The 16,162-nt window shown below is 49.9% G+C and carries 14 protein-coding genes; 2 read left to right on the forward strand and 12 right to left on the reverse strand.

Annotated elements, in window-relative coordinates; all coding sequences use genetic code 11:
* Positions 1–97 precede the first annotated feature (97 nt).
* The 8 genes from B5E82_RS11150 to B5E82_RS11190 form a co-directional block, all read right to left on the reverse strand.
* Positions 98–484, reverse strand: a complete 387-nt coding sequence (locus B5E82_RS11150; RefSeq protein WP_087307627.1) for an Asp23/Gls24 family envelope stress response protein — start codon at positions 482–484, stop codon at positions 98–100.
* Between the two features lie 391 nt (positions 485–875).
* Positions 876–2,462: a peptide chain release factor 3 gene (locus tag B5E82_RS11155; RefSeq protein WP_087307667.1), complete on the reverse strand. Its 1,587-nt coding sequence runs from the start codon at positions 2,460–2,462 to the stop codon at positions 876–878.
* A gap of 83 nt (positions 2,463–2,545) precedes the next feature.
* Positions 2,546–3,418, reverse strand: coding sequence for an AraC family transcriptional regulator (locus B5E82_RS11160; RefSeq protein WP_087307628.1), 873 nt, complete (start codon positions 3,416–3,418; stop codon positions 2,546–2,548).
* A 559-nt stretch (positions 3,419–3,977) separates the two neighbouring features.
* Positions 3,978–5,417, reverse strand: coding sequence for a family 1 glycosylhydrolase (locus B5E82_RS11170; RefSeq protein ID WP_087307630.1), 1,440 nt, complete (start codon positions 5,415–5,417; stop codon positions 3,978–3,980).
* Positions 5,417–6,772, reverse strand: a complete 1,356-nt coding sequence (locus tag B5E82_RS11175) for a PTS transporter subunit EIIC (RefSeq protein ID WP_087307631.1) — start codon at positions 6,770–6,772, stop codon at positions 5,417–5,419. Before B5E82_RS11175 ends, B5E82_RS11170 begins: the two co-directional genes overlap by 1 nt.
* A 28-nt stretch (positions 6,773–6,800) precedes the next feature.
* Complete coding sequence (locus tag B5E82_RS11180) at positions 6,801–7,550, reverse strand: hypothetical protein (protein WP_191520330.1); 750 nt, start codon at positions 7,548–7,550, stop codon at positions 6,801–6,803.
* Positions 7,551–7,567: 17 nt separating this feature from the next.
* Positions 7,568–8,245 (reverse strand): nuclear transport factor 2 family protein, encoded by a 678-nt coding sequence (locus tag B5E82_RS11185; RefSeq protein ID WP_087307632.1) that lies wholly within the window; start codon positions 8,243–8,245, stop codon positions 7,568–7,570.
* On the reverse strand, positions 8,242–8,967 hold the full coding sequence (locus B5E82_RS11190; RefSeq protein ID WP_087307633.1) for an MBL fold metallo-hydrolase: 726 nt from the start codon (positions 8,965–8,967) through the stop codon (positions 8,242–8,244). The genes B5E82_RS11185 and B5E82_RS11190 overlap by 4 nt, the downstream gene beginning before the upstream one ends.
* Positions 8,968–9,156: 189 nt before the next feature.
* Between B5E82_RS11190 and B5E82_RS11195 the strand changes: the two genes are divergently transcribed.
* Together B5E82_RS11195 and B5E82_RS11200 are read left to right on the forward strand one after the other, a co-directional pair.
* Positions 9,157–10,209, forward strand: coding sequence for a helix-turn-helix domain-containing protein (locus B5E82_RS11195; protein WP_087307634.1), 1,053 nt, complete (start codon positions 9,157–9,159; stop codon positions 10,207–10,209).
* Positions 10,210–10,281: 72 nt separating this feature from the next.
* Complete coding sequence (locus tag B5E82_RS11200) at positions 10,282–11,028, forward strand: GTP pyrophosphokinase (protein WP_087307635.1); 747 nt, start codon at positions 10,282–10,284, stop codon at positions 11,026–11,028.
* 103 nt (positions 11,029–11,131) lie between these two features.
* Here the strand turns inward: B5E82_RS11200 and B5E82_RS11205 are convergent, their stop codons facing one another.
* From B5E82_RS11205 to B5E82_RS11220, 4 genes are all read right to left on the reverse strand, one after another.
* The gene (locus B5E82_RS11205; RefSeq protein ID WP_087307636.1) at positions 11,132–12,979 is read right to left on the reverse strand and encodes a PTS beta-glucoside transporter subunit IIBCA; all 1,848 of its coding nucleotides are present in this window, start codon (positions 12,977–12,979) and stop codon (positions 11,132–11,134) included.
* 121 nt (positions 12,980–13,100) lie between these two features.
* Positions 13,101–14,525 (reverse strand): glycoside hydrolase family 32 protein, encoded by a 1,425-nt coding sequence (locus B5E82_RS11210; protein ID WP_087307637.1) that lies wholly within the window; start codon positions 14,523–14,525, stop codon positions 13,101–13,103.
* A 40-nt stretch (positions 14,526–14,565) separates the two neighbouring features.
* Positions 14,566–15,567, reverse strand: a complete 1,002-nt coding sequence (locus tag B5E82_RS11215; protein ID WP_087307638.1) for a LacI family DNA-binding transcriptional regulator — start codon at positions 15,565–15,567, stop codon at positions 14,566–14,568.
* Positions 15,568–15,777: 210 nt separating this feature from the next.
* Complete coding sequence (locus B5E82_RS11220) at positions 15,778–16,161, reverse strand: DUF6483 family protein (protein ID WP_087307639.1); 384 nt, start codon at positions 16,159–16,161, stop codon at positions 15,778–15,780.
* Between the last annotated feature and the right edge of the window lies 1 nt (position 16,162).

Genomic DNA, 16,162 nt, shown 5'->3' on the forward strand with positions numbered 1-16,162 from the left:
GAAAGGTCTGCTCTGCAGCCTGCCCGCGCGCAAGGATTGCGCTTCTTTGTGCAATCCTTTTCACCCTAGGTTAATAAGGGCATACACTCTTGTCAACTTAGGGTACTTTATCCATATTGACATTCATAATACGGATATTGACCATGGAAACCTCCAGGCCTGTCATATTCTCAATGGCGCTCTTTACACGATCCTGCACTTTTTCAGACACCTTCATGATGCTGTATCCGTAATCAATATTCAAAGCCAGGTCCACATCCACGTTATTGTCTGTCACCAGAACCTTCACACCCTTGGAAAGATTCTTCACGCCCAGCTTTCCGATGAGCTCCTTCGTCACATTTCCTGCCATGGAAGCCACTCCTTCCACCTCCGTAGCCGCAAGACCTGCAATCGTGGCTACAACCTCATCCGCGATCTGCACCTCTCCCAGCTGTCCGTCGGCATGTATCATATGAACGCCTCTTTTTTCTTCCTTTGACATCTTCCATACCTCCTGCTATTCCGGTAATTATCGATTCATTTTTGCTCTTTCAAAAACAAAAACAGATTTTCTCTATTGTCCCATTCTACCATACTTTCAGAAAAATGGGAATACCCTAACACCACAGACATTACAGTTCCTGTAACCGTTGTTACTATTCACAGCCGATTCAGACAGGGAAACTGATGTGTCGTGCTGGCACGTAAGCATCTGTTTCCATGTCTGAATCAGGACTGTGAAGCAGTCGCCCCGCCCACATAAGCAGTCTTAGCTCCGTAAGGAGCGGAACTGGAGCCTCGAAGAGGCGACGAGTGCGCATGTGGGCTGGTGGCTGTGAATAGTAACAGCCGTTCAGCTTTGCTGAACCGTCACCAGCTCCCACTGCCCGTCATTAACGGCCGAACTCCGAGAGCTCAAGGCCGGGATTCCGCTCCACCGTCATGCCCACGCTCCAGGCATTGACCCAGATAAGAAGCGGTCTTCCTTTCAGGTCCTTAATCTTCTTCATATCCGAGGTGCCCTTCAGCTTATCCATATCGATATCCTCATTTTCAATCCAGCGGATATGCTCATAGGGCAGCGGCTCCAGCTTAATCTCCACATTATACTCGTTCTTCAGACGGTACACCAGAACGTCAAACTGCAGCACTCCCACGACACCCACAATGATTTCTTCCATACCGGTATTGAACTCCTGGAAGATCTGAATGGCGCCTTCCTGGGCGATCTGCTCGATGCCCTTCACAAACTGCTTTCTCTTCATGGTGTCTATCTGGCGCACTCTTGCGAAATGCTCCGGCGCAAAGGTGGGAATTCCTTCGTAACGGATATTTTTCCCCGGCATGCACAACGTATCTCCGATAGAAAAGATGCCCGGATCAAAGACACCGATGATATCGCCGGCATAAGCTTCCTCCACAATCTTCCGGTCCTGAGCCATAATCTGCTGGGGCTGGGACAGGCGCAGCTTCCTGCCGCCCTGTACATGGAAGACTTCCATGCCTGCTGTAAATTTTCCGGAACAGATACGTAAAAACGCGATTCTATCTCTGTGCGCCTTGTTCATATTCGCCTGAATCTTAAACACAAAAGCGGAAAACTCTTCCTCCATAGGATCGATCAGGCCCGTATCTGACTGTCTTGGAAGGGGAGACGTAGTCATCTTCAGAAAATGGCGCAGGAAGGTCTCCACGCCGAAATTCGTCAGCGCCGATCCGAAGAACACCGGAGAGAGTTCTCCCCTGCTCACCAGCTCCTGATCGAACTCCGCGGATGCCCCATCCAGAAGCTCGATATCATCCAGAAGCTTCTCCTTCTGACCCGGAACCAGAATCTTCTCAAGCTCCGGATCGTCGATGGAAAGATCCAGCTCCTCTCCCTCCTTCGTTCCCTTTTCCGTGTCGGAAAACAAAAGGACTTTCTTTTCATTCCGGTCGTAGACTCCTTTAAATTCCTTGCCGGAGCCCAGGGGCCAGTTGATGGGGCAGGTGGCGATGCCAAGCTCATTTTCAATGTCATCCAGCAGCTCAAAAATATCCATGGCGTCCCGGTCCATCTTATTGATAAAGGTAAAGATCGGAATATGGCGCATGGCGCAGACCTTAAACAGTTTTCTGGTCTGGGGCTCTACTCCCTTGCTTCCGTCGATGACCATGACCGCCGAATCGGCCGCCATCAGGGTACGGTAGGTATCCTCCGAGAAATCCTGATGTCCCGGGGTATCCAGAATATTAATACAGTAGTTGTCGTAATTAAACTGCAGCACTGAGGAGGTTACGGAGATACCTCTCTCCTTCTCGATCTCCATCCAGTCGGAGACCGCGTGCCGTGCTGTGGCCTTTCCCTTTACAGAGCCTGCCAGGTTGATAGCTCCTCCGTAAAGCAGGAACTTCTCTGTCAGCGTCGTCTTTCCCGCGTCAGGGTGGGAAATGATCGCAAAGGTTCTTCTTTTTTCAATCTCTTTCACATAGTTCGCCATTTTTTCATTCATCCTCATCTCGTATACAAACTATTATCAGTATACACATTTTTCCGCCGTTTGCAAGGGCTGTCTTTTCTCCTTTACCGCATTTTTGACTGTCTCCGGTACTCTCCCGGAGTCATGCCGCAGAGGCGTCGGAATATTTTTCCGTAATAAGCCGCGCTGGAAAATCCCGCCTGTGCCGCAGCTTCCATCACAGAGAGCCTGGAATTTTTCAACAGCTTTTTGCTCATCTCCACCCTGTACTCCAGCAGATATTCAAAAGGCGTCTTCTGCATACAGTTCCGGAAGCAGCGCAGACATTCCCGCCTGCCCACATGGGCTGAGGCAGCGATCTCATCCAGGGAAAGCTTCCTCTGGTAATTCTGTCCGATAAAGGCCAGCATAGCCTGAAGCCGCTCTTGATGCACTGAATCCACAGCCGGCCTTTCATACTCCAGCACAGCGATCTCATCCAAAAGCAGAAGCCAGATCTCCGAAAACAGATTCCTGGTCTGAAATTCCGTATTCTCTTCATTCTGCAGCCGGGCTGCTTCCCGGAGCCTGGCCAGAAGCTTCTGCTGCCTCTCCGAATCTCCCCGCAGCTCCAGGATCTCCAGATTTCGGTTCTTCAGCACCGGGTCCAGATATTTTGTCTCAAAAATGCTTTTGAAATGACCGCCCAGAAAGGTTTTATGAAGCAGATGAGAATCTACCAGGCATGGCTCTTCGCAGTCCATGCTGCACAGCACATTAGTATTGATAAAAAATCCTTCCCCTTTCCGGAAACTCCAGGCTTTGCCGGCAGTCTGGAGACGCATGCTCCCTTCCCGGACATAGATAAATTCCACCTCTTCATGCCAGTGCCAGGGAATTTTTACCGCTCTCAGATCTACCCGGTGAAGCACATAAGGATATTCTACGGTCAGGCCCTCAATATCCTCCAGGCCGCTGCTGTTCAATCTAATTTCCAAGGTTCTCTCCTTTCCCGTCTTACTGATCTAATCTATCTTTTTTACGATTTTAATTTTTATAAATTCATTTTATAGATTAATTCTATTTTTGTCATTATAGTAATAGTATTTGTCCATAATTATATTTCATTTACGCATTTTATTCCCTATAATTATATCATAAAGAACCGGGAAGTAAAGAAGGAAGGGGGGAAAGCTTTTGTATTCCATATGGTTTCATCAAATCAGAGCTCTGGCCGGCCGGGAGCCGGGAATTCTGGACCTCCTGACGCCGGAGAAGCTGCGCAACTGTAATTTTGTCAAAAAGGAGGGGTACCCGCATGAGTATGCTGATACTTATTGCAGCGCTTATCAGCCCGCTGGGCCTAAGCGCCTTTGAGGAAATGATAAGAACACATTGAATGGCTGAATATGCAAGAAAAATAAATGAAAAGACAGGAAGCCGGAAGATTCTGCCCATATGAATCCCTTAACTTCCTGTCTTTCTATATCTTCAAATTGTCTTCAAATGATATTTAAAAATCTTTCTATTCCAAATTTTTTCTGTTTCAGATTCTTTTTACTCCAGATCTTCTCCGTTACTCTCAAGGACCTTCTGGTACCAGTAGAAGGAATCCTTCCGGATACGCTTCAGGGTCCCGTCTCCCTGATCATCCTGATCCACGTAGATAAATCCGTACCGCTTGCTCATCTCGGAAGTGGAAGCGCTGATGCAGTCAATGCAGCCCCAGTAGGTGTAACCAAAGACCGGAACTCCGTCCTCCAGGGCCAGCGCCATCTGCCGGATATGCTCCCGCACATAGGCGATGCGATAGTCATCATGGACCTTCCCGTCCTCCAGCTTGTCCAGTGTGCCCAGGCCATTCTCCGCCACGAACAGAGGAAGCTTATAGCGGCTGTACATCTGATTGAGGGCATAGCGCAGTCCTACCGGATCAATCTGCCAGCCCCAGGGCGTCTGCTCCAGGTAGGGATTTTTTTCTCCCACCAGAAGGTTGGCCGATACCTTTTCCTTCTTTGCTCCCTCTGCGCTGGTCACCAGGGACGCATAGTAGCTGAAGGATACAAAATCCACCGTGTTTTCTTTCAGAGTCCGGGCGTCCTCCGGCTCCTCCTGAATCCGGATTCCTTTTTTCTTCCACAGATTCCGGACTGTGTAAGAATATTCTCCAAACACCTGTACATCCGTATAAAAGGCGTCCAGCTCCGTCTCCTGCAGGCACTGCAGACAGTCCTCAGGTCTGCAGGTAGCCGGATATTTCAGATTTTTGGTCGTCATGCAGCCAATTCGAAATTCCGGATATTTTTCGTGGGCCAGCTTCGTCACAAGGGCAGAAGCCACAAGCTGGTGATGAAGGGCCTGATAACTGCCCTGTTCCGGATTCTCCGTATGCTCCTTCACAATTCCCGCCCCCGTCAGAGGAATATGGACCGTCGCATCAATCTCATTGAAGGTAATCCAGTACCGGATATCCTCATGAAATTCCGCAAAAAGAGTTTCCGCAAATTTCACAAAAAAGCCGATTACTCTCCGGTCTGTCCAGCCGTTATAGGCCAGCGTCAAATGCAGGGGCATCTCAAAATGGGAAAGAGTCACAATGGGCTCGATTCCATGCCGCTTCAGCTCATCCAGCATGGAACGGTAAAAGGCAAGTCCCTCTCTGTTCGGTTCCGCCTCGTCCCCATTGGGAAAAATTCTGGACCAGGAAATGGAAAACCGCAGGGCCTTAAAACCCATCTCATGAAAGAGGGCAATGTCTTCTTTATAATGATGGTAAAAATCAATGCCTCTCCGCTTGGGATACCGGCTGTCATCCGGGTCTTCTGCCGCTTCCAGGATCTGTTCCCAGCTTCTGTCAAAGCAGCCTCCCTTTTTCCGGTCTCCCAGAGGAAAAATATCGGCGGTGGAGAGGCCTCTGCCTCCTTCTCTTGCTCCGCCTTCCACCTGATTGGCGGCAAACGCGCCGCCCCATAAAAAGTCTTTCGGAAATGCCGCCATTATTTCTGATCCTCCAGCTTCACATCTTCAAACCGCACAAAATGAGTTACAACCATAGCCACGATTACAGAAATGACGATTCCCACCAGATACCAGCCAAACTTTTCACCCAGAAACAGGGCCGCTCCGGCTCCAGGAACAGGGCCAAGCCCCGTACTGTAGATTCTGAGCGCCGCCATGAACGCGCTTCCTGCCGCTCCGCCTGCTGCCGCTCCGATAAAGGGACGTTTCAGAATGCCAAGTACTCCGTACAGAGCCGGCTCTGTAGTTCCAATCAGGGCTGTAATACCGGAAGACAGGGATAGTCCCTTGAACTCTTTGTTTTTGGAATCAATAGCTACCATGAGAGCCGCGCCACCCACAGCCGCGTTGGCCGCCGCGCAGAGGGCAAGCAGGGGATCGTAGCCCAGCTCTGCCAGGCTCTGAAGTTCCACAGGCACCACCGCATGGTGAAGGCCTGTAAATACCAGAAAGGGATAGACCGCGCCAAATACTGCGCCTCCAAAAGCTCCCGTTACATTATACAGTCCAATCACCGCATTTCCAATCAAATCCGACAAAACATTTACCACAGGCCCTACCACGACCAGCATAACCGGAGCTGTAATCACGATACAGATCAGTGGTGTAAACAGGCCGGAAAAACTCTTGGGAATCACCTTATTGCAGCCCTTTTCAATCAGGGACAGAACAAAAACGCCCACGATAATCGGGAATACTGTGGAGGAATAGCTTACCACCGGCACTGTCAGCCCAAAAATGCTTCCCGCCTCTGTCATGGCCGTATAGGTCGGATGGAGCAGAATGCAGGCCAGCACCGCCGCCAGCGTAGGCTTACAGCCAAACACCTTCGCGGAAGAGAAAGCCAGCAGCACAGGCAGGAAATAAAAGACCGCATCCGAAAACATCATCAGCATGGTATAAGTATCTCCCTCCGGATTTACCACCCCGCCGAAATTCAGAGCAAGCAGGATTCCCTTTAAGAGACCGCTGGCTGCCAGAGCCGGGAATACGGGAATGAAGATGCCCGCAATGCCGTTTAAAATCTTATTGGCCAAGGTTTCCTTTTTCTCTCCGCTTTCCTGCTCCTTTTTCTGGGATGTTCCCAGCTTCGAAGTGAAGACCGGGAACAGGTCTTCCACCTCTTTTCCGATGATAACCTGTACCTGTCCGCTGTTTACCACGCAGCCCTTTACTCCCTCTATCTGTTTCATGCCTTCTGTATCGCATTTTCCCAGGTCCGACACATCCAGCCGCAGACGCGTAAAGCAGTGGGACGTTTTTCTGATATTTTCCGGTCCGCCGGCCAGTTTCAAAATTTGATCTGACATCGCTTCATACTGATTCTTTTTCATGATTCCTCTCCTTTTCTCCTTCTGTCTCTTATCTTCCTGTCTTTTCTTTTTCTATCTTCACTTTTTCTGGTTTTTCCTTTTCTGACGTTCCCTTCTTCGTCTTTTCTTTCTCCGCGTCAGGCTTCATCCAGCTCTGTTCCCATACGTTCGGATACCGCTTCCAGGTATCCGGCTCTGGCGGCCGGGGCACCGGACGGCGCACTTCATCCTTTTGATAGGCATAGCGCCCAAATCCCTTACGGTCCTGCTCCGGTGTCAATGGAGGCCGGGTATTTGTGGGAATCATGCTGTCTATCCAGCCTGCGTGATACTCATTTTTTGTGGTTCTCTGCCATACACCCCAGAGAATTTTCCATTCCCCGTCTTCTATGACATGGACGCCCGGCACCATTCCGATAGAAAGAATCGCCATGGGCTTCTCCCGGTGAATGGACAGCCCCTCCAGTCCCAGAGACCACCAGACACCTCTTGCTTTTGTATTTGTTTCATCTACCTCTATTACCGGCGTGGTAAGCGGATGAATCAGCATATTTCCTTCCAGAGAATCCACCACCGGTTTTCTCCTGGCCTCCTGTATACTTTCCATGTCCACACCTGGATATTTCAAAGCATTCAGCTCCCGTCTCTGCTCTCCGATATGCTGATCGTCGTGAAAAATAGCCGCGTTTCCACGCAGGTTCTGTATCTTCCACACTGACAGGAGTCTCTCTGTACGCCGTTCCAGTTCCATGAGCTCTTTTTCACTCAGGTAATCCAGCTCTTCCATGCTCCAGCGCATATCCGTCCTCCTTTTCTTCATCGTTTATCTCGATTCAGCTCCCAGTACCGGTCCGCCGCCGTATAGGTCTCATAGGGCCGGGGCATACAGGGAATTCCATCCCGGATACTTAAGGGCGAGTAAGGATTGTGGTAAGTGGTCGGCAGAGATTCGGGATGCATCGGCGTATTGGGCCGGTTTATCATGCTTAAGTCCTCTACCCAGCCCTTCTCATAGGCACATTTGATCAGGCGGAAATAGTGCAGGTGCCAGACCTTCCATTTCCCCTCCCTGTAAATAAAGTCCACAGCAATCTCTCCCCAGAGCCAGACCGCATGGGCTCCTTCACTGTCTGTATAAGTTCCTGCTCCCGGACACCACCAGACACATTTTGCCGTCTCTGCGTTCTCAGCCACCTCGATCATCGGCGTCGTAAGCTGCATATCTATCATTTCTCCGGGCATGGGCGGAGTCCCGAGCAACTCCTCCAGAATGGCTTTCACCGCTTCTGGCCCCTCAAACCGGCCTTCATCCGCATATTCCAGAGATACATCTTCAAGCTCCAGAGCGAAATGCTCCATTACCTTCTCCTTCTGATGGAAATTGAACGCCGCTGTCAGCCGTCCCATCTCATTCTGAATCTCGTGATAAGCCTCCAGCCGGTTCAGCTTTCCAAGCAGCCTTTTCTGTCTTTCCTGTCTCTCTTGTTCTGTCATAGATCTCCTTTCAGCGCTCTGGCCTTTTCATAAGCCCGCGCAATCAGTCTGCCCGCCTCCGCTCCTCCATAGAAATAATAATGCCCTGGCAGCAGCAGATCAAATTCCAGTTTCTGAAGCCGCCCCAGCGAAGCCTGAAACTCTGTCAGGCTGAAATCCCGGCTTCCCATATACCCAAGCTCCACATCATCCTGATCTCTGGGAGAAAACGGCGTCACAAAAAACATGTCCCCGGTGCAGAGAGCCTTCAGCCCGTCCACTTCTATCAGAAACGACAAAGCTCCTCTGCAGTGTCCCGGCGTCTCCAGCACCCTCAGCCGGACATCTCCCGGAAAGGAGAAACAGTCTCCTTCACGGATTCTCTGATCCACTCTGCCGCAGATCCAGGAAGCGCCGAAAAGCTCTTCCATCTCCGGATTTCCATGCTCGACCTTTTCGGCGTCATCCGCGCTGGCCAGCACTTTTGCCCCAAGCCGGTTCACCCGCCACACATTGCCTGCATGATCGAAGTGGGAATGGGTCAGAAAGACATGCGTAATATCCTGCAGCTTCAGATTCCATCGGTCCATGCACGCCGTCATTCTCTCCCACTGCGCTTTCTGGAAGCCGCAGTCTATCAGGATGATTCCCTTATTATGTTGAATCGCATAAATATTAGAATTTGTTTCGTATTGCACGCCGCTTATCTGAAACAAATGCTCTGAAAGCTTCGTTCTTCTCACCTCTTTCTCCTATTTTCTGGTTCTATATTACCCTGTCTCCTTTCTCTTTTCGATTACGTATTCAGACAATATAGCTTTAAAAAAGTTACCTATTCCACTCTTTTTCAAATTTTCATTTCCCTGTTACATCTTTTCAAGAGGACTGTTTCGTGATATACTGAAAAAAATGAGCCACCGGAGAGGGATGTCATGAAGCTTACAGAAGAGTTTTATCAGATTCCGGTCGCGCCGGAGCGCCATCTGAAAATGACTTACGCGCAGCTGAACGCCTGCGGCATGGACTTCGATTTTACCTCAGTCCTGCAGGATGGAAAGGATTTTCACAAAATCACACAGGATATCTGCGTCTCCTATCAAAAGTTTCATGAGGGACACCTGACGAATCTGTTTTTCTCCCGGAAAACCCCTGTTCTTCTTGATCTGGGAGACGCGGAACTCATCAGCTATTATTCCGATTACATTGAGCTGCGCTACATCATTTCCGGACACCTGGAAGTGGAAATTGAAGGGGAGACAGCCTGTTTCACGGATAACGAGATCTGCTTCATCAGTTCCATGGCCTGCCACCGGGAATCCATAAAAAATTCTGAATGCCTTCTGGTCAATATTTCCATCGACCGGGAGGTTTTCAACGAGGTCTTTCTCGGGAACGTAAGCATGACTCCGCTGCAGCAGTTCCTGCGGAAAAATATTATGAAATACAGCGATTTGCAGCACTATCTGAAATTTACGCCCACCGGGAAGGAACGGCTCACACAGATTCAGGACTACCTGTTTCATATTGTCTCGGAGATCCGCGGCAGGCAGCCCGGCTACATGGACATCAGCAGGGGCTACCTCATCCGGCTGATGGACGAGCTGTCCTCCGGTTATCAGTATAATTTTTCCCGGCAGGAAAGCGCCCTGTACGCAGAAAAGCTTTTCGAGTCTGTCACGGAATTTATGAAAAACAATCTTACCACAGTCCAGATGCCTGCGCTTACGAAAGCTTTTCATTTTCAGCCAAACTATTTCAACAATCTGATCAAGAAACAGACCGGAATGACCTATTCCGAATACCTGGTTTATCTGCGGATAGAACGGGCCAGGCTTCTGCTGGAGTCCTCCGATCTGAATATCGAAGAAATCATGTGGATGGTAGGCTATCACAACAAGGGATTTTTTTACAGGAAATTTACGGAAAGCACTGGCTTAAGCCCCGCCAAATACCGGGCAAGGACAGCCGGACAGAGAAAAAGCTGAGAAGCCGCCGGCTCCTCTGTCTGCAGCTTCATATAAAAACAAGATATTATAAAAAGAAATGGAGAATGATAAATGGAAAACGAATTTCAGAAATCCTTTCTGGAAACCACAAATCTTCCGGATATCCAGACCTACTTTGTCAACCAGGTCTTTGAATTTCAGGAGCTTATGATGCGGTATAACTGCGCCATCCGAGAGGTGCGGACCAAACTGGAGGTCTTAAATGATGAACTAAGCATTCATCACAAACGCAATCCCATCGAATTTATCACCTCCCGTATCAAAAAGCCTGCCAGCATCGTGGAAAAACTGCAGCGCTACGGCGAAACTGTCAGCGTGGAAGCCATCGAGAATTCCCTGAATGACGTAGCCGGCGTGCGGGTGATCTGCTCCTTTATTGACGACATTTACGCAGTGGCTGATATGCTGCTCCGTCAGGATGATGTCACTCTTGTCAAGAAAAAAGACTATATCCAAAATCCCAAAGACAACGGCTACCGAAGCCTCCATCTTATTGTTGAAATTCCAGTCTTCTTCTCCAATCAGAAGAAAGCTATGCGAGTGGAGGTTCAGATTCGCACCATTGCCATGGATTTCTGGGCCAGCGTCGACCACCAGCTCAAATATAAGAAAGATGTGGAAAACCCGGAAGAAGTATCTAAGGAATTAAAAGACTGCGCGGATATCATTGCGCAGATGGATACACGAATGCTGGCCATCAAAGACAAAATCTATTCCGGAAACAGACATACGGAAACAGTGGAGGAAAAGCTGCGAAAACTGAATATCTCCCTGGGCGGGAACAGAGATTATAATTAAGCAAGTCCTGACGGATACATATTTTTACAGAACAGACAGCACGGCAGCCGGAAAATTCCCGGCTGCCGTGCTGCTTTTGATTTTTTATTTTGATAAAATAATTTTATTCTTCCGCTTTCAGAACAGCTTCCTGCTCTTCTACCGGTCCGGTTTTCAGAATCTCCACATGCTCCGGCGCCGATACCAGAACCGCAGTCGTCAGATCGTAGCCGGCTTCCCTGATAGCGTCCATGTCGAATTCCAGCAGTCTGTCGCCCTTCTTCACATGAGTCCCGGCTTCCTTCAGCGCGTGAAAATGCTTTCCTCCAAGCTCTACCGTATTGATTCCCACATGAATCAGCACTTCCACACCCGTGTCACTCTCCAGGCCGATGGCATGACTGGTATCAAAAAACATGGAAATCGTTCCGTCAAAGGGAGCTGTGACTTCTCCCTTCGCGGGGACAATTCCGATTCCCTGTCCAAGCGCTCCGGACGCAAAGGTCGGATCTGCAATCTCTGTATAAGGAATGGCCGTCCCTTCCACTGGCGCATAGACGATGCCTTCCTTCTTCGCAGCCTCCAGCTGCTCCGGGTCCTTATAACCAAAGAGCCAGGTCAGCACGAAGGCGACAGATGCGGAAATCAGGAACATGACAATATAGTTGACCGGGTCATGCAGACAGAGCAGCAGGCCAAAGATACCGGTTACGCCCGTTCCTGTTGCTCCAAGGCCTACAATCGAAGCGTACAGAGCTCCGCAGGCTCCTCCTGCCGCGCCGCAGATAAAGGGTTTGAAATAACGCAGGTTTACGCCGAAGATGGCTGGCTCCGTAATTCCCATAAAGCAGGACATGGCGGAAGGAACTGCCATGGATTTTGTCTTCTGGTTCTTCGTCTTTAAAGCCACGGCCAGAGCAGCGGCGCCCTGAGCGATATTGGCTGCGGAAGCCAGGGGCAGCCAGTAGGTCCTTCCATAGAGGCCAAGCTGTCCCACGTCGATCACCGTATACATATGATGCACGCCCGCCACTACCGTCAGGGAATACAGACCTCCCATAATGAAGCTTCCGATTCCAAAGGGCAGTGTGATAAGCTGCTGTACACCGTTGATAATCGCGTTTTCAATCGTCACAAAGATAGGTCCGATGATTGTAAAGGTCAGATAACCTGTCACAAATACGCTGACCAGCGGTGTTACAAAGAGGTCGAACATAGCCGGCACAATCTTGTGAAGCCGCTTCTCGATCCAACACATCACAAAGACTGCAATGATGACCGGAATCACGTGTCCCTGGTAGCCCACCAGGTCTACCTCATAAAGGCCGAACCATACGGAAAGGGTCTGATGCACGCCTTCCGTAGCCACCGTCCAGGCATTCTGCAGATTCGGATGAATCATCATCATACCGATGACCGCTCCCAGGAACGGATTTCCGCCAAAGACCTTTGCCGCGCTGAAGGCAATCAGAATCGGCAGGAAGGTATAGGCTGTATTCGCAAACAGGTTTGCCAGAGTAAAGAGCGAACCGGAGGTATCAATGTCCAGAAACCCGTTATTTACCATAAAGGTCAGGGCTTCCATAATTCCCATCAGAAAACCGCTGGCTACAATAGCAGGGATAATAGGCACAAAGATATCGCCCAGTGTCTTGATCGCCCGCTTGAACAGAGGCTGCTTCTGAGCCGCGGCCTCCTTGGCCTCCTCCTTGCTCATGCCGCTCATACCGGAAATGGACAGGAACTCATCATACACCTTATTCACAGTTCCGGTACCGAGAATAATCTGGAGCTGGCCGGAAGCGCTGAACACTCCCTTGACGCCGTCGATATCCTCCACGGCCTTGGCGTCACACTTCGCGTCGTCCGCAAGCACCAGGCGGAGGCGGGTTGCGCAGTGAGCCACGGAAACCAGATTTTCGCGTCTGCCCACTTTTTCGTAGATCTCTTCTGCTGTCTTTCTGTAATCCATTACATTACTCCCCTTTTTATATTTTTAACTGCCAAGCCCCATTTCCGCCCTTCTGATGTCTGCCTGCTTCGCAGCTGTGTTCTTTTTGATACGTTTTGATACGCGCCGCAATCCCGGTCTCCTACTTTTTCTCCTTATGAAGACAGAGCCGGCCTCTGCTTCCGGGCGCCTGAAGCCTCGCGCTGATGCCTTCCGTATCCGGATAAAATCTGGTGGAAAATACATCCTTTCCTCCGTTTAGAAATACCTCCACGCAGGATACATCCACAATGACACGCAGATCTGTAAGCTTTTCTGTCCTCCGGCCCCGTCTGGTTCTCCCGGCTCCCAGCTTTTTATCTGTAAACTCCATCCAGAAGATTCCTTCTTCTTTTTTCCAGGAAAGCAGCAGTCCTCCGGCCAGAGTAAGCCGGACGCTTTCTCCGATCTCCGTAAGCTCCAATTCGAAACAGTCTCCCGGCGTTTCTGAATACGTATTCTCGAAAGGCGTAAAAACATTCCACCAGGCATCCAGCTCTCTCACCGGATTCTGGCAGAGAATTCCATCCCGCACAGAAAGCTCTCTCGGAAGGGTCAGGGTATGCTGCCACCCGTCCTCCACTGTGCGGTTTGTATAATATTCCTCCGCGTCCGGCATTCCCATCCAGCCAATCTGAATTCTCCTGCCATCCTCCGCCGCAAAGCTCTGGGGCGCGTAAAAGTCAAAACCTGCGTCCAGCTCCCGGAACTTTCCATTTACCTTTCCCGTCCGGAAGTCCTCCTCCAGAAAAACTGTCACACTCTGATATACATTGTTATATCTCAGTCCGTCTGCTTCCACTCCCTGAGGAGAGATACTGAGCACTGTCCGTCCATCCACCTCATAAAGATCCGGGCACTCCCACATAAAACCGAAGGGTTCTTCTGTCTCCAGACGGCTCCGGTATTTCCAGTCCAGACCATCCTCCGACTCGAAGACAAGGACAACGCCTTTATCCTCCGCCGTTCTGGCTCCCTGCACCATATAATACCTTCCATCCTGCTTCCAGACCTTCGGGTCCCTCACATGACAGGTCAGGTCTTCCGGATAATCCTGATTTGTCATCAGAAGCTTCTTGCCGTCAAAATGAAATCCATCTGCGCCTGCCGCGCAGACTGTATTGGACTCCCTGCCTGTATGGATGTAATCGTAATCGCCTGCCTGCTTTACATTTCCCGTATAATACAGGACCATCTGTCCATTCTCCACAAGAGCGGAACCGGAATACACACCATGACAGTCAAACGGCTCATCCGGAGCAAGGGCCGTTCCTTCAAAGCTCCAGTGAAGCAGATCGCGGCTGGTGCAGTGAGCCCAGAATTTCAGTCCGCCTTTTACATCAAAGGGTGAATACTGGTAAAACGCATGATAGACTCCCTGATACTGGCACAATCCGTTGGGATCATTCAGCCAGCCCACAGGAGGCGCCGCATGAAACTTCGGCCTCCAGCGTCTCTCTGCTGTCTCCCGGCTCTTTTCCAGCTCCCGGGCAGCCAGTTTCTCCCATGTACGGGTAAGTACGTTCATATAGTCTTTTTCCTTTCTTATATTCTTTTTCTATTCTTTTCTATCTTTTTTCTCTGATACTCCGGCGATATGTTCCGGCTGAGCTTCCCCGGACAATCAACCGGGCCTGCATGGGCTCATCCATGATTTTCCTTTCCTCCGGATGCTCAATTTTTTTAAGCAGGCACTGCACCGCTTTCGCGGCCATTTCCTGATTGGGCTGTGACACGCTGGAAAGTCCGGGATACAGAAATTCACAGGTATACGTATTGTCAAAGCCCACGAGACTGGCCCGCTCCGGCATTTCTATGCCAAGCTCCTGCAGAATGCCATGAATCTGAATGGCGCGCCTGTCATTGTAGGCAAATATACCGGTTCTTCCCGCATGCTCTGCAAAATGCTGTTTCAAAATCCTCCGGAGCTCCTCCGAATTCTTTGTCTCAATCCTCGTCAGCCGGCTTTCACAGTCAGGTTCAGTCTCCTTCAACGCTTCCAGAAATCCTTCGTATTTGCCGTCTCTTTTAGTTCCCACAAAAAGATACGACTCGCAGCCAAGCTGCTGAAGGTGATGCGCCACCTGGCCTCCCGCCTCTATATGGTCCACATACACACAGTCCATCCCGCTGGTCTTCCTCGTAATAGCCACCGCCGGCATATCCAGCTTTTTCATTTCCTGCTGAAATCTCTCAGAATTTTCTTCCACAGGTACCAGGATCAGGCCGTCTACCCGGTAGCGCCGCATGACATCCAGACATTCCTTTTCCCGGTTCCAGTCATAATCTGAATTAAACAAAATCACGCTGTAGCCGCTCTTTTTTGCTTCCTGCTCCAGATATTTTTCCAGATCTGCGAAAAAGGAGTTGGATATATCTGTAAATACAAGGCCAATCAACATAGTCCTGCTTCCGGCCAGGCTTCTGGCAATCACATTCGGTTGAAAATTATGCTCCCGCGCGCAGGCCAGCACCCGTTCCCGAATCTCCGGATTCACCGCCTGATTTCCATTCAGCACTCTGGAGACTGTCGGCTGGGATACCCCCGTCAGCTTTGCGATCTCAGTCATTGTAATCACAGCCCTGCCCCCTTCCTCTCTATTGTCATTTTTGTCAGCTGCTGCTATATTCTTCTATTTCATTTTTGTGAAAGCAATGTGTGAATACGTATTCACGATTCGGTATTATAGTAACATTGCCCCATTTTCCTGTCAATCATCATATCAGCCAAAGATCTCCGGAAAATTTTGTGCAACCCGCCGAAATACAATGTGTCTCACTCACAACTCCGAAAGAAAGGCTTCCGCCATCTCTCCCAGCCCCTGAGCCCTCATCGCATCTTCCAAGCCTGATTTAATCTCTTCCCGGCTGAAATCATGGGATTCCAGAAAATCATTGCTCTTTTCATTCAAATGAGAGTAAAAGAGCAGAGCCAGCTCCAGTTCCTGGCCGCCGCCATCCTCCAGAAGCTCTGAAAGGCGGTTTTCTGCCTCATTGATTTCTCCTCTGTCAATCAGATTCAAAAGCTCTTCCAGAGCACAGCGCCTCTGGGAATCCTTCAGCATTTCCACAGACGGCATATCGATGTCTGTGTGAAAAATTACCTTCAGGATAGCCCGTACCAGTTCCTTAATCAGCCGCATGATATAGTCCTGTTCTACCATA

It is taken from the genome of Lachnoclostridium sp. An138, from assembly GCF_002160765.1.
GTDB lineage: Bacteria > Bacillota > Clostridia > Lachnospirales > Lachnospiraceae > Laedolimicola > Laedolimicola faecalis.